Source organism: Streptomyces violaceusniger Tu 4113, assembly GCF_000147815.2.
GTDB lineage: Bacteria > Actinomycetota > Actinomycetes > Streptomycetales > Streptomycetaceae > Streptomyces > Streptomyces violaceusniger_A.
Genome location: NC_015957.1, coordinates 4,174,714 through 4,199,986, shown reverse-complemented (window position 1 = coordinate 4,199,986; position 25,273 = coordinate 4,174,714). Strand labels below are relative to the sequence as shown.

General features: G+C 72.8%; 17 protein-coding genes. 9 read left to right on the top strand and 8 right to left on the bottom strand.

The window, feature by feature from the left end:
* The first annotated feature begins 53 nt into the window (after nt 1-53).
* Nucleotides 54-713 carry a PhzF family phenazine biosynthesis protein gene (locus STRVI_RS17990; RefSeq protein ID WP_014057096.1) on the top strand — a complete coding sequence of 220 codons (660 nt, stop codon included), beginning with the start codon at nt 54-56 and terminating at the stop codon, nt 711-713.
* Between the two features lie 76 nt (nt 714-789).
* Here the strand turns inward: STRVI_RS17990 and STRVI_RS17985 are convergent, their stop codons facing one another.
* Together STRVI_RS17985 and STRVI_RS17980 are read right to left on the bottom strand one after the other, a co-directional pair.
* Nucleotides 790-1,713 carry a pseudouridine-5'-phosphate glycosidase gene (locus STRVI_RS17985; RefSeq protein WP_014057095.1) on the bottom strand — a complete coding sequence of 308 codons (924 nt, stop codon included), beginning with the start codon at nt 1,711-1,713 and terminating at the stop codon, nt 790-792.
* Nucleotides 1,710-2,846, bottom strand: a complete 1,137-nt coding sequence (locus tag STRVI_RS17980; protein ID WP_014057094.1) for a PfkB family carbohydrate kinase — start codon at nt 2,844-2,846, stop codon at nt 1,710-1,712. Before STRVI_RS17980 ends, STRVI_RS17985 begins: the two co-directional genes overlap by 4 nt.
* Before the next feature lie 166 nt (nt 2,847-3,012).
* On the opposite strand from STRVI_RS17980, the gene STRVI_RS17975 reads away from it, so the two are divergent.
* From STRVI_RS17975 to STRVI_RS17960, 4 genes are all read left to right on the top strand, one after another.
* Nucleotides 3,013-3,915 (top strand): ATP-grasp domain-containing protein, encoded by a 903-nt coding sequence (locus STRVI_RS17975; RefSeq protein ID WP_014057093.1) that lies wholly within the window; start codon nt 3,013-3,015, stop codon nt 3,913-3,915.
* Between the two features lie 52 nt (nt 3,916-3,967).
* Nucleotides 3,968-4,837 carry an ATP-grasp domain-containing protein gene (locus tag STRVI_RS17970; protein ID WP_014057092.1) on the top strand — a complete coding sequence of 290 codons (870 nt, stop codon included), beginning with the start codon at nt 3,968-3,970 and terminating at the stop codon, nt 4,835-4,837.
* A 161-nt stretch (nt 4,838-4,998) separates the two neighbouring features.
* A complete protein-coding gene (locus STRVI_RS17965) occupies nt 4,999-5,754 on the top strand; it encodes a thioesterase II family protein (protein ID WP_014057091.1) in 756 nt (251 codons plus the stop codon).
* 516 nt (nt 5,755-6,270) lie between these two features.
* A complete protein-coding gene (locus tag STRVI_RS17960) occupies nt 6,271-7,425 on the top strand; it encodes a hypothetical protein (protein ID WP_014057090.1) in 1,155 nt (384 codons plus the stop codon).
* A gap of 126 nt (nt 7,426-7,551) precedes the next feature.
* On the opposite strand, the gene STRVI_RS17955 is transcribed toward STRVI_RS17960, so the two are convergent.
* Nucleotides 7,552-8,766 (bottom strand): DUF4032 domain-containing protein, encoded by a 1,215-nt coding sequence (locus tag STRVI_RS17955; protein ID WP_014057089.1) that lies wholly within the window; start codon nt 8,764-8,766, stop codon nt 7,552-7,554.
* Nucleotides 8,767-8,796: 30 nt separating this feature from the next.
* Nucleotides 8,797-9,408, bottom strand: coding sequence for a TetR/AcrR family transcriptional regulator (locus STRVI_RS17950; protein WP_014057088.1), 612 nt, complete (start codon nt 9,406-9,408; stop codon nt 8,797-8,799).
* A gap of 160 nt (nt 9,409-9,568) precedes the next feature.
* Here STRVI_RS17950 and STRVI_RS17945 point away from each other — a divergent pair, with 160 nt between their 5' ends.
* Complete coding sequence (locus STRVI_RS17945) at nt 9,569-10,345, top strand: SDR family NAD(P)-dependent oxidoreductase (protein ID WP_014057087.1); 777 nt, start codon at nt 9,569-9,571, stop codon at nt 10,343-10,345.
* Between the two features lie 40 nt (nt 10,346-10,385).
* Nucleotides 10,386-11,132, top strand: coding sequence for an AraC family transcriptional regulator (locus STRVI_RS17940; RefSeq protein WP_014057086.1), 747 nt, complete (start codon nt 10,386-10,388; stop codon nt 11,130-11,132).
* 14 nt (nt 11,133-11,146) lie between these two features.
* Here STRVI_RS17940 and STRVI_RS17935 read toward each other — a convergent pair whose 3' ends face one another.
* The 3 genes from STRVI_RS17935 to STRVI_RS17925 all read right to left on the bottom strand — a co-directional run bounded on the left by STRVI_RS17935 (nt 11,147) and on the right by STRVI_RS17925 (nt 16,498).
* Entirely contained in the window at nt 11,147-12,922 is a 1,776-nt protein-coding gene (locus tag STRVI_RS17935) for a CASTOR/POLLUX-related putative ion channel (RefSeq protein WP_251982646.1), read from the bottom strand.
* Between the two features lie 263 nt (nt 12,923-13,185).
* The gene (locus tag STRVI_RS17930) at nt 13,186-15,876 is read right to left on the bottom strand and encodes a SpoIIE family protein phosphatase/ATP-binding protein (RefSeq protein WP_050993683.1); all 2,691 of its coding nucleotides are present in this window, start codon (nt 15,874-15,876) and stop codon (nt 13,186-13,188) included.
* A 247-nt stretch (nt 15,877-16,123) separates the two neighbouring features.
* Entirely contained in the window at nt 16,124-16,498 is a 375-nt protein-coding gene (locus tag STRVI_RS17925; protein ID WP_014057083.1) for a hypothetical protein, read from the bottom strand.
* A 196-nt stretch (nt 16,499-16,694) separates the two neighbouring features.
* Here STRVI_RS17925 and STRVI_RS17920 point away from each other — a divergent pair, with 196 nt between their 5' ends.
* Nucleotides 16,695-18,050, top strand: coding sequence for a Gfo/Idh/MocA family protein (locus STRVI_RS17920; RefSeq protein WP_014057082.1), 1,356 nt, complete (start codon nt 16,695-16,697; stop codon nt 18,048-18,050).
* 58 nt (nt 18,051-18,108) lie between these two features.
* Entirely contained in the window at nt 18,109-18,813 is a 705-nt protein-coding gene (locus tag STRVI_RS17915; RefSeq protein WP_014057081.1) for a DUF4232 domain-containing protein, read from the top strand.
* 34 nt (nt 18,814-18,847) lie between these two features.
* Here STRVI_RS17915 and STRVI_RS17910 read toward each other — a convergent pair whose 3' ends face one another.
* The gene (locus STRVI_RS17910; protein ID WP_014057080.1) at nt 18,848-25,231 is read right to left on the bottom strand and encodes a type I polyketide synthase; all 6,384 of its coding nucleotides are present in this window, start codon (nt 25,229-25,231) and stop codon (nt 18,848-18,850) included.
* Nucleotides 25,232-25,273: the final 42 nt, after the last annotated feature.

Genomic DNA, 25,273 nt, shown 5'->3' with positions numbered 1-25,273 from the left:
GGCCCGACCGTAGAACACCCCACCGACAAGCGTGCCCGTGCTTGAATGCCCAGGTGACGGATCTGGACGTGCTCAAGGTGTTCTGCGGGCCCTACGGCCGCGGTGGCAATGAACTCGGCGTGGTGCGGGACGGCGCCGCCGTGGTCGGCGAGGCGGAGCGGCAGCGGGTCGCCGCCGGGCTGGGGTTCAGCGAGACCGTGTTCGTGGACGACCCGGAGCGCGGCGTCGTCGACATCTACACCCCGAGCGTCCGGCTGCCCTTCGCGGGCCATCCGCTGGTGGGCACCGCCTGGCTGCTGGACCTGCCCGAGCTGCTGCCGCCCGCCGGTGAGGTTCCCGCCCGGCAGGACGGCGAGTTCACCTGGATCACCGGCCGGCCCGCCTGGGCGGCCGGGCGGCGCACCCAGCAGTACGCCTCCCCGGAGGAGGTCGAGGCCCTGCCCACCCCTCCCGAGGGCGAAGGCTGGCTGTACGCCTGGGCGTGGCAGGACGAGGCGGCGGGCCGGGTGCGGGCGCGGGCGTTCCCCCGCCGCGGGGACGGGATCGTGGAGGACGAAGCCACCGGCGCCGCCGCCCTGGTTCTCTCGGGCGAGCTGGGCCGTGCCCTCAACATCACCCAGGGCGTGGGGTCGCAGATTCTGACCGGTCCCCTGCCAGACGGCTCCATCGAGATCGGTGGCCGGGTCGAGATCGCCGAGGTCCGCTCGCTGTAGGCCCTCGCGGAGACGAGTCGGCCCGGCGGCCGTCCTCCATCCCGGCGGAGGTCCGGGCAGGTCCGGGCCGTCGCGGTCAGTGCGTACGGGCGTGGTGGATCGCGATCCGCGCCCCGAGGCGCGCGTTGTTCTTGACGAGGGCGATATTGGTGCGCAGACTCTCCCCCTTGGTCAACTCGACGATCCGGCCCAGCAGATACGGGGTCGCGTCCTTGCCGCCGATTCCCGCCTCCGCCATCTCGGCGAGGGCCTGCTCGATGATGCCGTCGATCCGCTCGGCGGGGATCTCCTCGGCCTCGGGCACCGGATTGGCGATGCTCAGCCCCGCCGTCATGCCCAGCTCCCACTGGGCGCGCATGGTGGCGGCGATCTCCTCGGGTGAGTCGACGCGCAGCGGGGAGCGGAAGCCGCTCACCCGCGAGTAGAAGGCGGGGAAGTCGTCGGTGCCGTAGGTGAGCACCGGAACGCCCAGGGTCTCCAGCTTCTCCAGGGTCAGTCCGATGTCGAGGATGCTCTTGACCCCGGCGCTGATGACGGCCACCGGGGTGGTGGCGAGTTCGGTGAGATCCGCGCTGATGTCGAAGGAGTGCTCCGCTCCCCGGTGCACTCCACCGATGCCACCGGTGACGAAGACCCGGATCCCGGCGAGCGCGGCGAGCCGCATCGTGGACGCCACTGTGGTGGCGCCGTGGCCGCCGCGCGCGATGACATGGGCGAGGTCGCGCACGCTGACCTTGCCGACGTCGGGGCTGGTGGCGAGCAGTTCGAGAGCGGCCCGGTCCAGGCCGGCCCGTGGCGTGCCGTGGAGGACGGCGATGGTGGCGGGGACCGCCCCCTCGGCGCGGATGATCTCCTCGACCTCGGTGGCCATCTCGACGTTCTGCGGATACGGCATGCCGTGGCTGATGATCGTGGATTCCAGAGCGACCACGGGGCGGCCGTCGCGCAGGGCCTCCGCGACCTCCTCGGTGAGGGTCAGCCGGGGGTGGGGCGTGGTCATGTGGTCCTCCGCAGCGGTGCGTTGAGCGCGTCCTCGATCAGACGCGGGGTCAGGTCGGGTCGTACGGTGGCGGGGGTGGCCACGGTCAACGCGGCGGCGGCGTGGCCGTAGCGGGCGGCGTCGACCGGGTCGGCGCCACCGAGCAGGGCGTGCGCGAACGCGCCGAGCATCGCGTCGCCGGCCCCGGTGACGTCGTGCACCTCGGCCGGTGGCGCCTCCAGCGGCACCCGGCTCTCGTCGAGGGTGCTCAGCAGGGAGCCGCGCGCACCGAGCCGCACCCACACATGCCGCACGCCGCGCTCATGGAGGACGGCCACGGCCCGGATCAGCTCCGGGTCGTCCGCGGCGGCGTCCTCATCGAGGTCCCGGCCGGTGAGCGCGCCCAGCTCCGCCACGTTCGGCGTGACGGCGAAGACCGGCCGCCCGGTGGCGAACAGCGGGGCGAGCAGCGCCGCCTTGGGGACGCTCACCGGGTCGATCAGGGTCTGGACGCCGGTGGCGGCGGCGATGTCCAGGACGTACGAGAGCACCCGCGGGGAGAGGTTCCCGTCCAGCACCAGCAGACCGGCGTGGCCGATGAGCTCACGCGCGGCGTGCAGATGCTCGGGGCTGAGCGCGTCGGTGGCGGCCATGTCGGCGATGGCCACGACCAGATCGCCGTCGGCGTCCAGCACCGCCGTGTAGGTACCGGTGGGGTGCGGGCCGCGGTGCACATGGTCGATGCGCACGCCCGCGGCCTGGGTCTCGGTCAGCAGCCGCTCCCCCGCCGCGTCCTGACCCACGGCGGCGATGAGATGGGTGGGGGTGCCCAGCCGGGCGAGGTTCTCGGCGACGTTGCGGGCGACCCCGCCGGGGCTGGTGTGGGACCGGCCCGGATTGCTGGTGCGGTACGCGACGGGTGCGAGGCTGCGCACCTTGATGTCCACGTTGGCGCCGCCGATGACCACCACCGCGTGTTCCTGGCGCAGGATGTAGCCGCGCCCCAGGATGGCGCCCTTCTTGCCCAGGTTGGAGAGATGGACGTTGACCGCGGCCCGGGTGGTCCCGAGGGCGTCGGCGATGGACTGGGCCCCGGCCAGCGGGTCCCGCCGCAGCAGCACGAGGATCTCCCGTTCCCTGCGCGTCAGCATCATGCTCAGCAGAGTAAAGGACCCTTAGCCCGATAAACAGGCCACTGACACCCATGGGTTGGCCCAGGGGATCGTAAAAGAACGGCGGATGACATCCTGGGAAGCCATGGCGCGCCGGACACTCTCGGCAGCGGCCCGGGAACCTGTCCGGTGACGAGGAAGAAGGCCGATGAGACTCTGCTTTCTGGTGGAGGAGCGCTATCGCCATGACGGGATGCCCCGTGAGGTGATCCGTCAGCTCTCCGCCTGGGGCCACCAGGTGGACGTGGTCCGGCCGGGCACTTCCCTGCTGCGGATGTCCGATGCGGTGCGGGCGGGCAGCCATGACGCCTGGGTGCTCAAGACGGTGTCCGGAGGCCCCGGGCTGACGCTGCTGGAGGCCGCGTCGGCGGTCGGGCTGACCACCGTGAACGACGCCCGCGCCATCCGCGGCGTACGGGACAAGGCGCTGGCCGCCGCCATCGGGCGCAGCCGGGGGCTGCCGTTGCCGCCCACCTACGCGGCGGCCCGGCCCGAGGCGCTGGAGGAGATACCGGAGGCCGAGTTCCCCCTGGTGGTCAAGCCCGCGGACGGCAGCTCCGGGCGGGCCGTGCGGCTGGTGCCGACACCGGACCGGCTGCGGGCGCTGCGCGCCGAACTGGCCGTGGAGGGCATGCTCATCGCCCAGCCCTATGTGCCGAATTCGGGCATCGATCTCAAGGTGTACTGCGTGGACGGGGAGTTGCACGCGACCGAGCGGAGCTCACCGCTCGGCCCCGACGGGGGCGCACGCGGCCGTCGGGTACGGCTGTCCGCCGAAGTGGCGGCCATCGCCGCCGAGGTGGGTGCGGTCTACGGCCTCGATCTGTACGGGGTGGATGTGCTGCTGGGCCCGGACGGGCCGGTGGTCGTCGATGTGAACGACTTCCCCAGCTTCAAGGAGGTGCCGGACGCGCCGGCCCGGGTGGGACGTGCGGTGCTGGAGTTGGCGCGCAGGGGCGGTGCCCGGTCCGGGACGGCGCTCGTCGGTGCCCTCACCGAGCCGGTACTGGCTCCGGAGCCGCTCCCGGCCGTGGCCACGGGCCGGATATGACCGCGGGCCGTGGCCACGGGTCGGCTATGAACGCGACGGTGAGCGGCGGCCGATGAGGATCGGTCTGATCACCGCCGACCCCGGCCATCAACTCCTCGCCGACACCACGGGGTTGCTGACGCCCCGCCATGAGGTGGTGGCGCTCGACCCGGGCGGCCACGGGGCCGGGGCGCGGGGCCCGGTCTTTCCCGGAGACCTGGCCGGCCCCGGAGAAGACCCGGCCGACCCCGGGGAACTCGCCGATGTCTATCTGCTCAAAGCCCGGACGCCGCGTGCGCTGGCGCTCGCCCGGTCCCTGGAGCGGCGCGGCGCCCCGGTGGTGAACTCCGCGGCGGCCACCGCGCTGTGCCAGGACCGGACGGCGATGGCCGAACTGGCGCTCCGCGCCGGTCTGCCGTTCGCCCCCACCCGTACCGTGGCCTCACTCGCCGGGCTGACGGCGGAGCGGCTGCCTCGCCCTGTCGTCGTCAAGAGCCGCCACAGCCGCCGTCACGATCTGGTGGCCCGCGTCGACGACACCGCACGGCTGCGCGCCCTGAGCGCCGACTGGGGGGATGAGCCCGTGGTGGTGCAGGACTTCACCCCGAACGACGGCTGGGACCACAAGCTGTGGGTGATCGCGGGCCGGGTGTTCGCCGCGCTGCGCCGGTCGGAACTGGCGGCCGGCGGCCGCGGCCCGAGCCTGCCGCTCGCCCTGGACGCGCTGCCGCCCGGCTGGCTGGATCCGGTGCGCCGCGTCGGTCCGGTGTTCTCGCTGGACGTCTACGGCGTGGATCTGATCGACGCGGGTGGCGGCGCCCCGCTGATCGTGGACATCAATGCCTTCCCGGGCGTCCGCGGTCAGGCCGGCGCCCCCGAGGCGCTGGCGGCCCTGGCCCTGCGGACCGCCGAACGGGGCGGACTCACCGCGCCCCGCCCATGACCGACACGAGAGAAATACTAGGGGACTCCGGTCCGAAATAGGGGTGGTCGCAGGTCGGACCGGTCCGGCAGGGTGGTCTACTGGTCTCCGCGCGACCCGAGGCACGCGCGCGACAGCCACACGACAGCCGCCGTAGCACGAACGGCGCGAAAGGACATCACGTGACCGCAAACCCCACCGGCACAAGCCTGTGGATCAGGCAGTTCCACCCCGCGCCGGCCGCGGCGACGCGACTCATCTGCCTGCCCCACGCCGGCGGGTCCGCCTCCTACTACTTCCCCGTCTCCAAGGCGCTCTCGCCCACGGTCGATGTGCTCGCCGTGCAGTACCCGGGGCGCCAGGACCGGCGCAACGAGAAGTGCATAGACACCATCCCCGAGCTGGCCGACGCGCTGGTGCCGGAGCTGCTGCCCTTCACGGACAAGCCGGTGGCGCTTTTCGGCCACAGCATGGGCGCCACCCTCGCCTTCGAGGTCGCCCTGCGCCTGGAGCAGAAGGGCGTGGTGCCGGTGGTGCTGTTCGCCTCGGGGCGGCGCGCCCCCTCCTGCCACCGTGACGAGTCCGTCCACCTCCGCGACGACGACGGGCTGATCGCCGAGGTGAAGGCGCTCGCCGGGACCGACACCCAACTCCTGGGCGACGACGAGGTCCTCCGGATGGTGCTGCCCGCGATCCGCAGCGACTACAAGGCGGCCGAGACCTACCGCTACACGTCCGGCCCGCGGCTGGCGACGCCCATCCACGCGCATGTGGGGGACGACGACCCCAAGGCGAGCGTCGAGGAGGCCCGCGCCTGGGGCGAGCACACCACCGGTGGCTTCGACCTCCAGGTCTACTCCGGCGGCCACTTCTACCTCAACGACGAGGCTCCGCGCGTCATCGCGTCCATCCGGAAGGTGCTGACCGCGCAGTCCTGAGCGCCCGCCCGGCCGGGGTCACGGGGTGGCCGCCCTGACGACGCACGGGGCGGCGATATCGCCGTAGGTGGTTCGCGGAACCCGCGCTCGCAGGTGCCACGTCGCGGCCCCGCTCCTGGCCGGGCTCTTCCAGGCTGCCGATTCTCGCGGTTGCCGTCGAACGCCTCCAGCCGATGGCCGATGCCGGGCATGGCAGCGGATACGCGCCTCCACGGCCCGGCGGAGGTTCTCCCGCACCTCGTCCGTACCGGTGACGGCGGCGGTGTTGTCCTCGAGCGGCCGCTCCATCGTGCCGAGCATGGTGTCGCCGACCGGGGGCCGACATGAGTTCGGTTCAATCCAGAAGGAAAGCCTCTCCGAGGAATCGCGGTAACACCGCGTCCATTCCCCCTGAGCAATAGTCCCAACCTGAACTCGGTTACGAGTCGATTCCCGGGTTGCGTTTGCCTCTCCCGCGACCACCGCGTTACCTGGAATGAGGCGCAGTGAGGCTCACCGTCGCGGCGAGGAGCGGCCATGATCACGCAAGAGCAGGTCGACCGGGTCCTGCGGTTGAGCGGGAACGGTCTTCCGTGTGTGTCCCTCTACGTCCCCGTGCTGCCCGAGCAGCCCGGCCGCAGCACATTCATGACCCGGGTGGCCAGTCTGCTGGACGGCATCCGGCCGCTCTCACTGGACAGCTCGCTCGATCATGCCGCGCGACTCTCGCTCCGCGAGGACATCGTGAAGCTGGAGAAGTCGCTGGCCTTCGAGCCGCACCAGCCCGGCGCCGTCGCCGTCTTCGCCTGCAGCGGCAAGGACGTGTACGAGCAGGTGTGGCTGCCGCGCCCCACCCGCGAGCGCATCGTGGTGGACTCCGATCCCTACGTCCGCCCCATGCTGGCCGTGCTGGATGAGTACGACCGCGCCTGCGCCGTCATCGTGGACCGGGGGACCGGCCAGATCTGGGAGCACTACCTCGACCAGGCCCGGGAGCTGAAGGCGATCCGCGACCGTACGCTGCGCAAGCCGGACTACGCTGCGGGGCTCGCCGAGGACAGGGTCCGCAACAAGGCCGATGAGCTGAGCAAACGCCACTTCCGGAAGCTCGTCGGCGAGCTCAGGCAACTGTTCGGGAGGCGGGCCTTCGATGTGCTCGTGGTCGGCGGGCACTCCTACGAGGTGCCGAACTTCCTTCAGTTCCTCCCCCGTGACCTGCGGGACCGGCTGATCGGCGACTTCACCGTCGACCGTGAGACCGCGACCCCCGCGGACATCAGGAACCGGGTGCAGAAGATCGTCTCCGACCACGCCCACCAGGAACAACGGCAGCTCGTGGGCGACATCCTGGAGGCCAAGGCGGCCGGGCGGCCGCCGAGCGCCGTGGGGCTGGACGAGACGCTGTGGGCGGCGTCGCTGGCCGCAGTCGGCACACTGGCGGCGGACGAGGAGGCGGCCGCCCCCGGGGTCGTCTGCGACCGGGACGGGCTCCTCGCGCGCTCGGGCGAGAGCTGTCCGCTGTGCGGCGATCCGCTGCGCGAGGTCCCCGACATCATCGATGCGCTGACCGAAACCGTCATTGACGACGGGGGCGAGATCCGCCATATCGAGCCGGAGACGGAGCTGCGCACCCATCTGACCGGGGCCCTGCTGCGCTTCGAGCTCCCACCGCGGCCGGCCGCCGCGGGATAGCCCGCCCCGGGCCCGGTCCGGCGGACCTTCGGCGGACAGGGCCCGGCAGAGGTGTGCGGGCGGCGCCGCGGGACCCACGGCGGCCCGGCCGGTCCGAGGACGCCGAGGCCGGGGGGCGCGGAGCGGTCAGCCGTGCGGCCGGTCCGCCAGGACGGTCCGTATGTAGTCCTCCACGGTGGCTTCCAGGCCCACGTCACGCCCGGCCCGCTCGGACAACAGCCAGCGGTGTTCGAGGAGTTCGTAGTAGATCTGCGCGGTGTCGGTGACACCGCGCAGATCCTTGGGAACGGTCCGCACGGTGGGCCGGAAGACATCACGGACCCACCGGTGGGCGAGCACCTCCGGGCGTGCGCCGAGCGGATCGCCGGGCGTGTAGTCGTCCTGTGTGGCCATCCAGGTCTCCAGGTCGTTCAGGAGGCTGCGGGCCTGGTTCTCCTCGGCGTCGAGTCCGGTCAGCCGCAGCAACTGCCGCTGGTGGTGGCCCGCGTCGACGACCTTGGGCACGAAGGTGACGGTGTCGCCGTCGGGTGAGCGCTCGATCTGCATCTCCGCCACGTCGAATCCGAGGTCGTTCAGGCGCCGGACGCGCTGGTCGATGGCGTGGCGCTGGGCGAGCGGATAGACCGACTGGCGGGTCAGCTCATGCCACAGGTCGCAGTAGCGCTCGGCGATGGCCTCGCCGAAGAGCACCGGGTCGACCGAGGGGTGCAGGGAGCCGCCGGCCTCCAGGTCCATCAGCTCGCCCGCGATGTTCACCCGCGCCACCTCGACGTCGTAATCCCGCTGGCCGCTGGTGAGCTTCGGCTGGATCTGCCCGGTCTCGGCGTCGACCAGATAGGCGGCGTACGCGCCCGCGTCGCGCCGGAAGAGGGTGTTGGACAGCGAGCAGTCGCCCCAGGCGAACCCGGCCAGATGCAACCGCACGAGCAGGACGGCGAGCGCGTCGAGCAGCCGTCGGATGGTGCTCGGCCGCATGGTCGTCTGGAACATCGAGCGGTACGGCTGCGAGCCCACCAGATGGCGGGTGATCAGCGCGGGTTCCAGCGGTTCGCCGTGCTCGTCGGTGCGCCCGGTCACCACCGCGAGCGCGTCCACCGCGGGGACCGCGAGCCGGTCCAGGTCGCGCAGCAGCCCGTACTCGCGTACCGCCGCCCACTCGCCGACCTCCTTGACCGCGACGATCTCGCCGCCCGCCTGCGCGAAGCGGACGACATGGCGGGAGATGCCCCGGGGCAGCGCGACCAGGTGCTCCTCCGGCCACTGCTCCAGCGGGATGTTCCACGGCAGATCGAGCAGCGACGCCGGATGCTCGGGCGAGGTGGCGGTGATCTGCAGCTCCATGACACCCCAGTGTGCGGTACGGAGGTGTGATCAGAGCCGGTCGGGCAGTGGGGTGCTCGCCGGTGCGCGCATTCCGTCGAGGACGACCGTGACACACCGTTCGGTCTGAAGCCGGTCGGCCGGGAGGTCCAGCACACAGGCTCCGGCGGCGGCCGCCCTGGCCAGGAACGGAATGTCCCGCCAGGACAGATCGGCGCGCAGCACGCCGTCCCGCTGGGCGCGTTCGGTCAGGCGCCGTACGAGATCGAGCAGGGTGCGGCGGGCGGCGGCCACCTGGGGTCCGCCGCGGTCGTCGAGGGAGTCCGACAACCCCGCGTTCTCTCCGGTGCGCAGGGCGAGGCCGGTGAAGAACCGGGTGAAGGCCGGCCAGGAGTCGTCCTCGCCCAGGGCCTGTTCGGCGCTGTCGGCGAGTTCGCCGAGCACATCGAGGAGGACGGCTTCCAGCAGTTGGGCCCGCTCGGGGAAGCGACGGTAGACCGTGCCGACGCCGACACCGGCCAGCCGCGCGATCTCGTGATAGCTGACATCGAAGCCATGGACGGCCACCGCCTGGCGTGCCGCGGTCAGGACGCGGGCGGCGTTGCGCCGCGCGTCCGCGCGCGGCGGTCTGGGGGGCCGCTGAGCGGAGGGCATGCCCGTCATGTCCCCAGCCTAGTCAGAAGTGGACAGAAACTGTCCACCTCCGTAGGCTGAACTCTAAGCGGACAAAATCTGTCCATTTAGCCAGCGGCACCACGGCCGCCTACCCCGCCGGCCTCTTCGCCACACGTCCCACCCGCACGACCGAACAGGAGCCACGGGCATGAGCCATCTCGACGGCATGACCGCGGTGATCACCGGGGGCAGCGAGGGCCTCGGCTACGCCATCGCCGACGCCTTCGCCACCGAGGGCGCCGACCTGCTGCTGCTCGCCCGCGACCAGGAGAAGCTCGACCGGGCCCGGCACACCCTGGCCGGACACGGCACCACCGTACGCACCCTCTCCGTCGACCTGGCCGACCCCGGCGCCGTGACCACCGCCGCGCGTCAGGTGCTCGCGCTCACCGAACGGGTGGACACCCTGGTCAACAACGCGGGCACGGCACACTTCAGCCCGCTCGCCCAGACCTCGGCCGACTCCTTCGACGCCATGCTCCACCTCAATGTCCGGGTGCCCTTCCTCCTCGCCCAGGCGCTGCTGCCCGCGCTCGTCGAGGGCCGCGGCAGCATCATCAACATCAGCAGCTACTGGGCGCACAAGATGGTCGCCGACCGCCCGTCCGCGGCCTACTCCGCCACCCGCGGCGCCATCAACGCGATGACCCGGGCCCTCGCCAATGAGCTGGGCCCCTCCGGCGTCCGGGTCAACGGCATCGCCCCCGGCGCCGTACGCACCCCCACCTACGAACGGGATCATCTCGGCCCGATGAGCGCCGAGGAGCGCGACGGGCACGACCGCCGCACCCGGGACGCCTATCCCCTGGGCCGCGTCGGCGAACCCGACGAGGTGGCCGCCGCGGCGGCCTTCCTCGCCTCCCCGCAGGCCGGCTGGACTACCGGCACCATCATGAACGTGGACGGCGGGCTGACCGTCCGCTGACCACCCTCGTAAGAGCCGGCGGCCGATAAAATGGCCTCCGATGCCGAGAATCCGCCACACTCCCCAGGCGACGACGGGCCTGCGTCCGCTGCCCGCCGGTGGCGGCGTCGACGCCCATCGGCACGACGAGCACCAGATCGTCTACGCCGGGCGAGGGGTGCTGGCCGTCACCACCGACGCGGGAAGCTGGATCGCGCCCGCCAACCGGGCGCTGTGGATACCGGCGGGGACCGTCCATGAGCACCGCGCGTACGGCGCCACCGACCTCCATATGGTGGGGCTGGCGGTGGCGGACAATCCGCTGCGGCTGGAGCAGCCCGCGGTCCTCGGCGTCGGCCCGCTGCTGCGCGAGCTGATCATCGAATACACCGCGCGGCCGGGGGACGCCAGCGCCGAACGCCGCCGGCTGCGGGCCGTACTGCTCGATCAGCTCCGCCACTGTGCCGAGCAGCCGGTGCATGTGCCCGCCGCCGGGGACCCGCGCCTGGCCGCGGTGTGCGCCCTCCTCCACGACGACCCGGCGGACCACCGGACCCTGCGGCAGCTCGGCGCCGCGGTCGGGGTCGGCGAGCGCACCCTGACCCGGCTGTGCGCGGCGGAGCTGGGGATGACCTTCCCGCAGTGGCGCACCCAACTGCGCCTGCACCACGCCCTGCGGCTGCTGGCCGAGGGCGCCCCGATCACGGCCGTCGCCCATCGGTGCGGCTGGGCGTCCAGCAGCGCCTTCATCGATGTCTTCCGCCGGGCCTTCGGCCACACCCCCGGCGCCCGCCGCGCGCTCGGCTGACTCCGCGCCGTGGTTCAGTCCTCGGCCAGGACCACGACCGTATCGCCCTCCTCCAGGGTCAGCGGCGCTGTTTTGGACGGGTTGAGGTGGACGCCGTACAGCGGTGGCTCATCGCTCTGCCGGGCCAGCCGGTAGCCGATGGCCGTCTCACCGCGCTGCCGGGCGGCCTCGATGACGGTGGCGAAGTTGGCCTCCGCGCCCGGTATCAGATAACTGGGCGCGGGTTTGAGGTAGATCTCGGATCCCTGTGGGTCGAAGAGGTCGGCGAAGACCGCGTACAGATGGCGGTTCTCGGTGAGCTGGGTCAGCAGCAGGCTGATCACCTTGGTGGAGACGATGAAGTCGTCGGCCTTGGTGACCTGTGCGACCTCGCGGTTGGCGTCGTCGTGCATCTCGGTGACGATCGAGTACGGATCGCCGAGCTGGATTTCGATGTCGCGCAGGTGGAGCAGGGTGACCAGGGTGCGGTCGTCGGACCGCCCGGGGTCGATCCCGTCGTCCGTCAGCACCACGATATGACGGTAGCCGTCCAGCCCGACTGCCTCCAGCGACGGGCGGCGGGTGGGTTCGCAGTGCTTGAAGCCAACCGTGAGGTTCCTCAGCTCCCGGTTCGTCTCCTCCCGGGGCGGGCGCGGGGCGGCGATGTCCACCACCGAGCCGGGTTTCACCAGGAGGTCGAGCTGCGCGATGATCTTCTCCGCGCGGGAGTTCCAGCCGATCAGCAGGGTCCGGTCAGGTACCGGCGGGCGGAACGCGGCCGCGGCCATCGCCGAGCGCGCGATCCGGGGCCGGGTGGCCGCCATCTTGATGAGCAGATCGTCCTCGGCGACCATCAGCAGCCGGTCCCCGCGCTCGATCACGGTGTCCATGGCGGGGTTGACCAGCGCCTCGCCGTCCGCGCGCTGCACACCGATGGGCACACCGAGTTCGAAGGCGTTCAGCGACTCCCCGTAGGTGGCGCCGGCCAAGGCGGGCGCGTGCCAGGGGTAGATCTCGTTGCCGATGAAGCTGAGCAGTTCATTGAAGACGGTGGACAGACCGGACTGGCGGTGGGACTGCACGATCAGCCCGACCGCGATGTCATCGGCGTCGATCACCAGCGCGGTGTCCCCCGCGGCCAGCCGGGCGGCCGCCAGGTTCGCCGAACTCTGCACGGCGGCCACCACATTGGGCCGCCTCCCGGTCCAGGTGCGGCCGTTGAGCAGCAACAGCGTCTTGATGACGTCGATGTCGCTGTCGTCCCCGACGGGAGACAGCACCATGATGGCCTTGGCGCTGTCCGGGCTCACCAGCTCCAGGTCGCCGCGCTGGAGCGGACTTCCGGAGCGGCAGACCACCCGGGTCTTCCCGGTGTCCGGGATGCGGCGCCGGATCTCGTCCTCCATGTCGACCTTGTCCCGGTCGGCGAGGATCACCACACACGAGCGCCGCTCGCTCTGGTTGGCCTCCGCCAGCTCCGCTATCACCGTGAAGACCTGCTCCGACCAGCCCAGCACAATGGTGTGGTTGTGCTCGATCAGCCGTGAGGTGCCCTTGCGCAACTGCTGGATCCGGGCCTCCAGGCCGGTGGTCATCACACCGATCAGCGCGCTGACGATGAAGATTCCGCCGATGGTCACCGTGAGCATGAGGACCAGGAACAGCGGCCGGCCCGTGTCCCCGCCCATCGTGCCCGGATCGAGGGTCCGCAGCAGGCTCATCCAGACGACGCCGAGCCAACCGCCGTTGTCCTCGGTGTCCTTGTGGGCGAAGGCGACCACCACCGCGGAGACCAGGGTGATCAACGCCAAGGAGGCCAGCCCCAGCCAGCCGATCAGCGGGTGCCACGGTCCATCGTCCCGTCGAACCAGTACCGCAGCCGCTCCCGCAGCCTCTTGCGCATGCCGCATTCCTCCATAGCCCATCACGCCGCCGGGCCCAACGGCCCGTGGTGAGCGGCGCTCTACGCCATGAGGGTGTCGTCTGACCCCGCTTCAGCGCCAATCGGGCGCCGCCGGTGACCAGCGGAGCGTCCGTCCGGCCCTCCCGTTGGCGACCATGCGGGGCGGCGGGGTCAGCCGGGGATGTCGTCCCACTGGTCGAGGAGATCCTCGCCCTCGGGGTCGGCCAGCGGGAGCATCGGGTCGGTCAGGGGCTGCTCGGCCCAGATGATCTTGCCATTGGGGGTGTAGCGGGTCCCCCAGCGCAGCGCGTACTGGGCGACGAGGAAGAGCCCTCGGCCGCCTTCGTCGGTGGTGGCGGCGCGGCGCAGATGCGGGGAGGTGCTGGAGCCGTCGGCCACCTCGCAGATGAGGGTGCGGGCGCGCAGCAACCGGACGCGGCTGGGGGCGCATCCGTAGCGGATGGCGTTGGTCATCAGCTCACTGAGGATGAGTTCGGTGGTGAAGGCGATCTCCTCCAGGCCCCATGCGGTGAGTTGCTCGGCGGCCTCGTTGCGGATGCGGGCGACCGCGGCGGGGTCGGAGGGCAGCTCCCATTCGGCGACGTGCCCGGGGTCCAGCAGGTGGGTGCGGGCGACCAGGAGAGCGATGTCGTCGCCGGGGTGGGCGGAGGCCATGGCGTCGAAGACGGCCTGGCAGGTCTCCTCCGGTGTGCCGTCGGGCAGTCCGGCGAGGGTGGCGCGCAGGACGCCGAGGCCCTCGTCGAAGTCCCGGTCGTGGTCCCGGATCAGCCCATCGGTGAACAGGGCCAGCCGGCTGCCCTCGGGCAGCTCCAGCTCGACGGTCTCGATGGGTTCGCCGCCCAGGCCCAGCGGCGGGGCGAGGGGGATCTCGGGGAAGGTCACGGTGGAGTCCGGGAGGACCACCGCCGGGCCCGGGTGGCCGGCGCCCGCCATCGTGCAGCGGCCGGAGACCGGGTCGTAGATGGCGTACAGACAGCTTGCGCCGCTGATGCCCGGGGCGTCGGTGCCCGCGGCGGCCTGGTCCTGGTCGAACCGGCTGGCCAGCTCGTCGAGATGGGTGATGAGCTCATCGGGCGGCAGGTCGAGGGCGGAGAAGTTGTGCACGGCGGTGCGCAGCCGGCCCATGGTGGCGGCGGCGTGCAGTCCGTGGCCGACGACATCGCCGACGGCGAGGGCGACCCGGCCGCCGGGCAGGGAGATGACGTCGAACCAGTCACCGCCGACCCCGGCCTGGGCGGGCAGATAGCGGTGGGCCACGTCCAGGGCGTCCTGTTCGGGCAGGCCCTGGGGCAGCAGACTGCGCTGGAGGGTGGCCGCCATGGCGTGTTCGCGGGTGTAGCGGCGGGCGTTGTCGATCGCGACCGCGGCGCGGGCGACCAGCTCCTCGGTGAGCGCCACGTCGTCCTCGTCGAACGGCTCGGACTGCTCGGAGCGCCAGAAGGTGGCGATGCCCAGGGTGACGTCCCGGGCCCGCAGCGGGATCGTGATCATCGAGTGGATGCCGTACTTGACGATCTTCGTCGCCTGTTCGGGGTCCTGCTCCTGCCATCCCTCATAGGCCCGCAGATCCGCCTCGAGCACCGGCCGGCCCGCGCCGAAGCCCAGCGCCTGGGGCACGCCTCCGGCGTAGGTGATCATCTTGCCGACCCGCCACAGCGGATGGTCGGCCCGGATGCCACTGGTGGCGGTGCGGCGCATGGCGCTGCCCGCGGGCTCGTCGCCGCGCAGCACGGGGTCCACGAGGTCGACGGTGGCGAAGTCGGCGAACCACGGGACGCCGAACTGGGTCAGCTCCTCGGCGGTCCGCACGATGTCCAGGGTGGTGCCGATCTTCGAGCCCGCCTCGAAGAGCAGCCTCAGCCGCCGCTCCGCCACTTCGGCCTTGCCGGACAGCGCGCGCAGTTCGGTGGAGTCACGGAGCGTGGCGACGCTGCCGGACATCCCGCCGTCCCACCGGGTGGGGCGCTGGTTGACGGCGAGCAGCCGGTCCCCGGCCAGATGCACCTCGTCGGTGGCGACCCGGCCCGAGGCGAGCAGCTCGGCGGTGCGCGGCTCGAGGCCGAGTTCGGTGATGGGGCGGCCCTCGGCGTCCCGGGGCAGGTCGAGCAGCCGGCCGGCCTCGTCGTTGGCGAGGACGAGGCGGCCGTGGCTGTCGACGATGAGCACGCCTTCGCGCACGGAGTGCAGGACGGCGTCGTGGTGCTCGTACATGCGGGTCATCTGGGCGGGGCCGAGCCCTCGCGTCTGGCGTCGCAGCCGCCCGCCGACCAGCGCCGTCCCGCCGGTGGCGAGCGCGAGCGCACCGGCGGCGGAGCCGAAGACCAGCGGAAGCTGCCGCTCGACCCGGCCGCTCACATCCGCGGCGGTCATTCCGGCGCACACCACACCGGCCACGGTGCCGTTGCCCCGGGGGACCGGGACGGTGGCCTGGACCTCGCGGCCGAGGGGCCCCTGCACGGACTCGGTGACGATCTTGCCCCTCACCACGGGCCGCCAGTCGGCGACGAGCTCCTTGCCGATGAACTCCGGCCTGGGGTGGGTGTAGCGGATGCCCTTGGTGTTCGCCACGACCACGAAGTCCAGATGCGCCTGCTTACGGGTCTCCTCGGCCCGCGGCTGCAACTGGGCGGTCGGATTCTCGGTGCCCATCGCGGACGCGATCCCCGGGGAGGTGGCGAAGGTCTGGGCGACGGCGGTCGCGCGGCGGACGGCCTCCTGCTCGGTGTCGTTACGCGCCTGGAGGATGAGTGCCGTCGTGGCCGCGACGATGAGGAGGCCGACAAGCAGCACTTGAACAGCGAAAACCTGCCCGGCGATGCTGCGCACGCTCAAGCTGCGCATGCTCAAGAGCGAACGGAAGCGCTTCGGGGACAGGGGGTGTGGGGCAGGTCTTGACCGACCGAAAACTCCGACCACGCACCCTTCCTACCATTTATCACCCTCGGACCGTGAAGCCTGGCGGCACACGATCGGGGGCCGTCCCGGTCTCCGATACGCATCGGCACGGTGTGTGGCGGCTCGGCCACGCATCGCTCACCGCGGCGCTCCTCGTCGAGCGTCACGGGTCATATCGGCCCCTCTACCACGGTCACACATCAAGCCGGTGGGCCACAGTCCGCATCGCCGCCCTCGCGGCGTCCAGATCCACCCGCGCCCGATCGGCCACCAGATAGAGAAAGACACCCTGGCGGGTGCGCTGGCTGAGCGGACGGATCAGGTGATACTCGGTGTCCAGCGTGACCACGATGTCCTCGAGACGGTCCGGGCCGTAGCCGAGCAGCTCCAGAGTGGACAGCTTGGCCCGCATGACATCCGTGTCCCCGTAGGCCACCTTCTCCAGGTCCGGACCGCGCGGGGTCTGGACGGCGCCCAGGGTGATCCGGCTCAGATAGTCCACGAGCGAGGCCGCCAGCGCGCCCTCGCACTCCATCATCTCGCGCAGCGACTCCTCGATGTCGATCATCGCCCGTCGCCCTTCCGGGACCTGGAGATCATGTGCACATATTTCATCCTTGCACAGGGTCCACCGACGCACCCCCGCGCGCGTCCGATCCCCGGCGCCGCCTGTCCCACCCCGTGTTGGCGGACCGCCGATCGTCCTATCCTGCGCACGCGTTGATCGACTTCGGATTGAATCGTTGCTTCCCGCTGGAGGACGCATGACCGTCGGCAACACCCCGTCCCGGGCCGTGGTGGTGGGCACCGGCTCCCGGGCCCAGATGTTCACCGAGGCGCTGGCCCGCCGCCCGCACCTGAGGGTCGCCGCGCTGTGCGATCCGAACCCGGTGCGCATCGCCCACCACCAGCGGCTGCTGAAGGAGGCCGGCGAGCCGGAGGCCGCCGCCTGGACCCCCGAGGAGTTCGAGCGGCGGCTGCGCGCGGACGATATCCAGGAGGTGGTGGTGACCTGCGTGGACGCCCTGCACGACGCGTATGTCGTGCCCGCGCTGCGAGCCGGCTGCCGGGTGGTCACCGAGAAGCCGATGACCACCGACGCGGCCAAGTGCCGTCGCATCCTGGAGACGGTCCAGGAGACCGGCAACCATCTTGCGGTCGCCTTCAACTACCGCTTCAACCCGGTGCACGAGGAGGTCCACCGGCAGCTCTCCGGCGGCGCCATCGGCGAGGTGCTCTCGGTGCACTTCGAATGGCTGCTGGACACCCGGCACGGGGCCGACTACTTCCGCCGCTGGCACCGCGAGAAGGAGCACAGCGGCGGGCTGATGGTGCACAAGTCCAGTCACCACTTCGACCTGGTCAACTGGTGGCTGGGGGCCCGGCCGCAGGAGGTGTTCGGCTACGGCCGGCTCGGCTTCTACGGCCGTGCGGCGGGCGAGCGCAGCGGCTACCGGCGCGAGTACGAGCGGGCGCACGGCGCCGCCGCCGCGCAGGACGACCCGTTCGCGCTGGAGCTCGCCGAGAACGACGCGCTGCGCTCGCTGTATCTGGACGCCGAGGGCGTGGACGGCTACCACCGCGACCGCAATGTGTTCGGCGACGGCGTCACCATCGAGGACGACATGGCGCTGCTGGTCCGCTATGACACCGGTGCCACCATGACGTACCACCTGACCGCCTACTCCCCCTGGGAGGGCTACCGGGTGATGTTCAACGGCACCCGGGGCCGGCTGGAGCTGGAGGTCGAGGAGAGCGAGTGGCAGCCGTCGCTGCTGGGCACCTCCTCCGGCCGCGGCACCATCCACGGCGACCAGGCCCTGGCCAACGCGGGCGGTCCGCGGCTGGTGCTGCGGCCGCTGTGGGAGCCGCCGCGGGAGGTGGAGCTGCCGGCGTTCGACCACGCGGGACACGGCGGCGGGGACGAGCGGATGCTGGAGGTGCTGTACGGCCCGGTGGATCCGGCGGCCACCGGGAAGGCGGCCGTGGACGCCTCGGACGCCTCGCGCCGGCGGGCCACCGAGGAGGACGGGGCGCTGGCGCTGGTCACCGGGCTCGCGGCCAACCAGTCGTTCGTCAGCGGAAAGCCGGTGGCCACGGCGGATGTCGTGACGCTGTAACCGGGGCGCCGGGTCCAACGCGGCTCATCCCGCCCGGGGTTGAGGCAGGATAAGCCGCATGGACACGGATGCGATCGAAACACCCCGGGTGCCCCTTTCCCGGAGCGCCGCCCGGCGCCGCCGAAGACGGCTGCTCGGCTCTCTCACGGCGGCCGGTCTGCTCAGCGCATGTGGTACGCAGACCTCCTCGGGAGTCGCCGCGGTGCCCGACGAGGCCACCTCCCGCCCGTCGGGCATCGCCGTCTCCCCGGACACCGCCGCCCCCACCGCCCCTGCGGTCTGCCCCGACTCGGGGGTGCTGCTGCGGGCCGCGGAGGCCAACGCGGCGATGGGGCTGCGGGAGCAGCAGATCGAGCTGGTGAACTGCGGCAGACGCGCCTATACGGTGAACGGCCATCCGTCCGTCCAGGTCCTCGACGCGGACCTGGAGCCGCTGGAGGTCACGGTCGGCCATGGCGCGTCGGGCATCGCCACCGTCGAAGGCTTCGAGACGGCCACCGGGCCGGTGCGGCTGAAGCCCGGTGAGCGGGCGGTGATGCGTCTGCTGTGGCGGAATCTGGTGACGGACACCACGCGCCCCGCCGCCGACGGGCGCTATCTGCGGATCGCGCCGAACGGCGACGGAGCGGATGTGCAGACCGTGCCCGACCTCGTCGACCTGGGCACCACCGGCAGGCTGGGCGTGAGCGCCTGGGCCCGCCCCGCCCCGGAGCGTCCTGCCCCGAATCGTCCTGGTGCGGATCGCCCGGACGCCGGTTCGTGACGCCCGCCGGTGGCGCCGTAGGTCTCGCGGACCGTCAGCCCGGGGCGCCCAGCCGCTCCTCCGGCCGGTCGGCCGGATCGAGCCCCAGTTGCTGGGCGAGCCCCGCGGCCAGGGCCTCCAGGGTCGGGTGCCGCCAGACGAAGTTGCCCGCGAGCTTGATGTTCAGCCCCGTCTCCAGACGCACCCGCAGCTCCATGGCGAGCAGCGAGTCGAACCCCAGTGACCTCAGGGGGGTCCGCGGATCGAGGGTGGCGCTGCTGAGCCGCAGCACGGCACGGATGTGGTCGGTCAGATAGGCCTCCAGCGCGGTGCGGCGGGCCGGGCCCGCGGGGAGTGCGGCCAGCCGGGCGCGGATGTCGTCGGTGCTCTCCCGGGCGGCCACCGGAGTGTCGTCGCCGGGGATGAGCGGGGCGAACAGGGCGGACCGGCGGCCGGCGGCGGGGATCCAGGTGGCCGGTTCGCCGGGGATCACACCGGTCTGCACCCGCCGGTGGGCCAGCAGGGCGCCGAGCGCGCCGAGCCCCTGCTCGGTGGGGATCGTCTGATAGCCGCGGTCGGCGAAGTCGGTGGCCACTCCGGTCTCGCCCCACGGGCCCCAGTTGACGGCGAGGGTGGGCAGGCCGTGTGCCGAGCGCCATGCGGCGAAGCCGTCCAGCCAGGCGTTGGCTGCCGCGTAGGCGCCCTGTCCGGCGTTGCCGAGCAGCGACGCCATCGAGGAGTACACCGCGAACCAGTCGAGCCGGTGTCCCTCGGTGGCCTGGTGCAGCCGCCACGCCCCGGTGACCTTCGGCGCCCATACGCGGCCGAGCTGGTCCTCGCGGATGTTGGCCACGGCCGCGTCGTCGAGGACCATCGCGCTGTGGACGACACCGTTCAGCGACGCCCCGTCGGCGGCGGTGGCGGCGGCCACGAGCCGGTCGGCCGTGCCCGGGTGGCTGATGTCGCCGGTGACGACGGTGATCCTGGTGCCGGCGGCGGAGAGTTCGGCGAGCGTCCGTGCGGCGGCGCCGACCGGTGCGGTACGCCCGCTCAGCACCAGGTGGCCCGCGCCCTGCCGGGCCAGCCAGCAGGCGGTGGCGAGCCCGAGACCGCGCAGGCCGCCGGTGACGATGTACGTACCGCCGTCGCGCACCGTCAGCGGTCCGTCCGGCAGGACGGCGTCGACCTGGCCCTCCTGCGGGATGGTCAGCACCAGTTTGCCGATGTGGCGGGCCCCGGCCATCCACCGGAACGCGTCGGTGACCTCGGCCAGCGGATAGGTGGTGCAGCGCAGCGGCTTGAGACGGCCCTCGGCGATCGCGGCGAGCACCTCGCGCAGCATTGCGGCGTACACCTGCGGGCGGGCCAGTTGCAGCTCCCTCAGGTCCACGGTGGAGAAGGTGATGTTGTGGCGCAGCGGGGAGAGTCCGAGCGGGGCGTCGGAGAGGATGTCGCGGACGCCGAGTTCGATGAAGCGGCCGAACGGGCGCAGACACTCAAGACCGGCCCGGATGGCCGAGCCGGCGAGGGAGTTGAGCACGACGTCGACGCCCTCGCCTCCGGTGGCCTCCTTGACCTCGTCGCGGAAGTCCAGCGACCGGGAGTCCATCACCTGGGCGATGCCCATGGCCCGCAGGAAGCGCCGCTTCTCCTCGCTGCCCGCCGTGGCCAGCACCTCGGCGCCCAGCAGCCGGGCGACCGCGATGGCGGCGAGCCCGGTGCCGCCGGTGGCCGAGTGGATCAGCACCCGCTCCCCCGCGGTCACCTGCCCGACGTGGCGCAGCGCGTACCAGGCGGTGAGGAAGGCGATCGGCAGCCCGGCGGCGGTGTCCGGGGTGAGGCCCTCGGGAAGGGGTGCGGTGCGGTCGGCGGGGACGACGGTGAACGATCCGAAGGCGCCGCCGTGCACATCGGCCGCCACCACCCGGTCACCGGTGCGGAGATGGTCGACACCGGGTCCGACCGCGCTCACCTCGCCCGCGCATTCGAAGCCGAGCCGGTAGCGGATGTTCTCGTCGCCGGGGAGCAGGCCCATGGCGGTGAGGACGTCGCGGAAGTTCAGGCCCGCGGCGAGCACCCGCAGCTCCACCTCGCCGGGCCCGGGCCGACGGCGGGGCGCGGTGGTGAGCTCCAGGCTGCCGAGGTCGCCGAGGCGGCCGGCGCGCAGCCGGAAGCCGTCGGTGCCGCAGCGCACGGTGCGGGCACAGGCGGTGGTGCGCTCGGTGTCGGTGAGGGGCGCGTAGTCCAGTTCGGCGGTGTAGCGGGCGCTGTCGCGCAGCGCGATCTCCTCCTCGGGGCCGTCGGCGAGGAGTTCGGCGGCGAGGGTCTCCGCGAGCTCGTCGGGGGCGGCCGGGTCGGTGTCCACCAAGGTGGCCCGCAGCTCGGGGTGTTCCAGGGCGAGCACCCGCAGGAGTCCGCGGAGCGGGCTCTGTCCGGGGTCGGCCAGGTCCCCGGGGGTCACGGTGCGGGCGCCGCAGGTGGCGGCGTAGAGGCGGGGCGGTTCGGGGAAGCGGGCGGTGAGCGCCTGGGCGGCGGCGAGCAGCCGGCGGGTGCGGCGCAGTCCGTCCTGCGCGCCGCCGTCGGCGGGGCGCGGGGCGCACAGGAGCACCACGGCGCGCGGCCGGTCTCCGGGGCGGGTGAGCCGGCTGGTGAGGGCGTCGCGGAAGGCGTCGAGCCCCTGCTCGGCCAGGGGTGTCTCCCATACCCGGGCGGTGGCGCCGGCGTTGCGCAGGGCGGCGGCCACCGGGCGGGCGGTGCCGTCCGCCTCTCCGACGATCAGCCATCGTCCCGGGGGCCGGGTGGCCGCGGGCCGGGTGGCGCGCCGCCAGCCGACCTCGAGGAACCACTGGTCGACCTCGGCCGTGCGGTCCGCGGCGCTGTGGACGATCCGCAGCCCGTCGACGGCCAGCACCGGCCGGCCGGCCGCGTCGAGCAGGCGGACGTGCCCGACGGTGGCCCCGGGGGTGGTCTCGGCGAGCCGGGCGTGGCAGTACACGGCGGTCTCGGGGTCGCCGAGGACACGTACGCTCTGCATCCGCGCGGGCAGCAGCAGTCGCCGGTCGTCCTCGTCGAGCAGCCCGGCGACGAGGAGTTGGGCGCACAGGTCGACGAGGACGGGGTGGATGCGCAGACCGTGTCCGGGGGCGCGGGCGGCCTCGGGGATCCGTACCCGGGCCCAGAAGCTGTTGCCGTGGCGGGCGGCGGACACTTCGGTGATGCCCTGGAAAGCCGGTCCGTGTGCCACGCCCCGGGCCCGCAGATTGGCGTAGAGGGCGTCGGCCTCGACGGGCAGCGGATGGCGCAGGGCGAGGGTCCGGACGGAGGCGGCGCGGGAGCGCGGCGGTGCGGCGAGTCTGCGGAGCACCGCGGTGGCCTGCCGCACCCAGGCACCGTCCTCGTCGCGTCCGAAGATCTCGCATTCGGCGCGGTCGGCGGCGGCGAGGGTCACCGTGGTGGAGAGGTCGGTGTGGTCGGCGAGCCGCAGCAGCTCGCGGAAGTGCAGATCGGTGACCTCGACCTGCTCGGGCTCGGCGCCGAACACCTCGCAGGCGGCGGTGAGCGCGAGGGCGTAGGAGGCCGCGCCGGGCAGGACGGGGGCGTCGTGCACCCGGTGGTCGTCGAGCCAGGGCAGGGCCGCGGTGCCGGTGCGGGCGCGCCAGGAGTGGCGGACGGGTTCGCCGGGCATCTCCAGGTGCGCGCCGGGCAGCGCACCGGCCGGCCCCGCGCCGGGCGGGTCGGCGGAGGGCGCGGCGAGCGGTGCGTCGGCCCAGTGGCGGGTGCGGTCGAAGGTGATGGGCGGTACGTCGGCGAGGGCGGCGTCCGCGTACAGCACGGACCAGTCGACGGGGACGCCCGCGCAGTGCAGCGCGGCCAGATGAGTTCGGAACGTGGCCGGCTCGTCCTCGTCGCGGCGGAGGGTGGGCAGGACGACGGGGTCCTCCACCAGACCGGCGAGACCGCGCAGGACGGGGTGGGTGATGACGGGGTGGGGGGATATCTCGACGTACACCAGGTGGCGGTCGGCCGCGGCGGCGGCGACGGCCGCGGAGAACCGGACCGGGTGGCGCAGATTGGCGCACCAGTACTCGGCGTCGAAGGCGGGCGGGGTGCGCGGATCGTCAAGGACGGTGGTGTAGAAGGGCACGTCCGGGCGGCGGGGGGTGAGGTCGGCGAGGGCGGTGCGCAGATCGGCCAGGAGCGGGTCCACCTGGGGTGAGTGCGAGGCGACGTCCACGGCGATCAGCGCGGCGGGCACGGAGCGGGCCTGCCAGCCGGCGACGAGCCGTTCGACGTGGGCGGTGTCCCCGGCCACCACGGTGGAGCCGGGTGCGGCCATGACGGCGACGGTGACCGCTTCCGCGGCGCCGCCGGTGTCGAGTTCGGCCTGTACCTCGTCGGCGCCGAGGCCCACCGTGGCCATGGTGCCGTTCCCGGCGACGCGGGTGAGCAGCCTGGAGCGGCGGCAGATCACCTTCGCCCCGTCGGCCAGGGAGAGCGCCCCGGCCACCACGGCGGCGGCGACCTCGCCCATGGAGTGGCCGATGACCCCGGCGGGCTGGACGCCGTGGGCGCGCCAGGTGGCGGCGAGCGCGGTCTGCAGGGCGAACAGCACGGGCTGCACCCGGTCGCAGCCGGTCACCGGAGCGCCGGAGCGGACGATGTCGAGCACCGAGAATCCGGACTCGGCGGCGATGAGCGCGTCGGCCTCGGCGAGCGCCTCGGCGAAGGCCGGTTCGCTCTCCAGCAGCCGCCGTCCCATGCCGGGCCACTGGGAGCCCTGTCCGGAGAACACCCAGATCGGCCGGCGGGAGACCTCGGCGCCCACGGCGCCGGTGACCACGGCGGGGTGGGCCTGACCGGCGGCGAACGCCCTCAGGGCGCCGATGAGTTCGGCGCGGGAGGCGGTGGTGACGCCGAGTCGTCCGCGGCCGGCGCCGCGGCGCAGCGCCAGGGTGTGGGCGATATCGCGCAGCGGGGTGTCCGCGCCGTCGCCCTCCAGCCAGTCCGCCATCCGCCGCGCGGCGGATGGCAGCGCGGCCGGGGACCCGGCGGGGACGAGGAACACCTGCGGAACGGCGTGGGTGGCGGGCCGGGGGCGCCGCGGTGCGGGGCGGGAGGCGGGTGCGGGGGCTGCGGGGGGTTGTTCCAGCACCACATGGGCGTTGGTCCCGGAGAAGCCGAAGGAGGACACGGCGGCCAGCCGCGGGCCGGTGCGCACCGGCCAGGGGGTGAGCTCGCGGGGGATGAAGAGGCGGGTGCGGTCGGCGTCGATGGTGGGATTCCACCGGGTGAAGTGCAGATTGGGCGGGATGAGTCCACGGCCCAGGCACAGCACGGCCTTGATCAGGCCGGTGACCCCGGCGGCGGGCTCCAGATGGCCCAGGTTGGTCTTGACCGAGGCAAGGGCGCAGCGGTCGCGGCCGGTTCCGTAGACCTGGGCGAGGCTGGCGAATTCGACCGGGTCGCCGACGGGGGTGCCGGTGCCGTGGGCCTCGACCATCCCGACATCGGCGGGGTCGACCCCGGCGCGGCCGAGCGCCTCCTCGTACAGGGCGCGCTGGGCGGTGGCCGAGGGCGCGGCGAGCCCGTCGGAGTGGCCGTCCTGGTTGACGGCCGAGCCGCGCAGCACGGCCAGGATCCGGTCCCCGTCGCGCACGGCGTCGGTGAGGCGTTTGAGGACGACGATGCCGCAGCCCTCGCCGCGGACGAAACCGTCGGCGGCGGCGTCGAAGGCGTGGCAGTGGCCGGTGTGCGAGAGCATGCCCATCCGGTCGAACGAGCGGGTGATCCGCGGCTCGAACATCAGGGTGACGCCGCCGGCCAGGGCCAGATCGCAGTCCCCGGCGCGCAGCGCCTGGACCGCCAGGTGGACGGCGACCAGGGAGGACGAGCACGCGGTGTCCAGGGCCACGGAGGGGCCGTGGAGGCCGAGGAGGTAGGAGATCCGGCCGGTGGCGACGCAGTGACCGTTGGCCAGGGCGGAGCCCTCCAGCTCGCGGGGGTGCCGGTCGAGCCGGTTCATGTAGTCGTTGTAGCTGAGCCCGGCGAAGACACCGGTGGCGGTGGAGCCGAGCCGGTCGGGTGGCATTCCGGCATGTTCCAGGGCCTCCCAGGCCACTTCGAGCAGTAACCGGTGCTGGGGGTCGAGGATGTCTGCCTCGCGCCCGGAGACGCCGAAGAAGTCGGCGTCGAAACCGGACACGTCGCGCAGATATCCACCGCGGACCGGGGGCGCGGATTCGGGCCGGGCGGTCGTGGTGGGGTCGGCCGCCCAGAGCGCGGCGCGCTCGGCGGGCGGTTCGGCGACGGCGTCGCGCCCGTCGGCCAGCAGCCGCCACAGGGCGGCGGGCGAGTCGGTGTCACCGGGAAGCCGGCAGCCCATGCCGACGATGGCGATGCGGCCGGGGGAACGGCTGGGAGCGGGGGTGTGCTGACTCATCGGGGTCTCCGTGGGTGGTGCTCGGCCCGGGGTGGGGGCCGT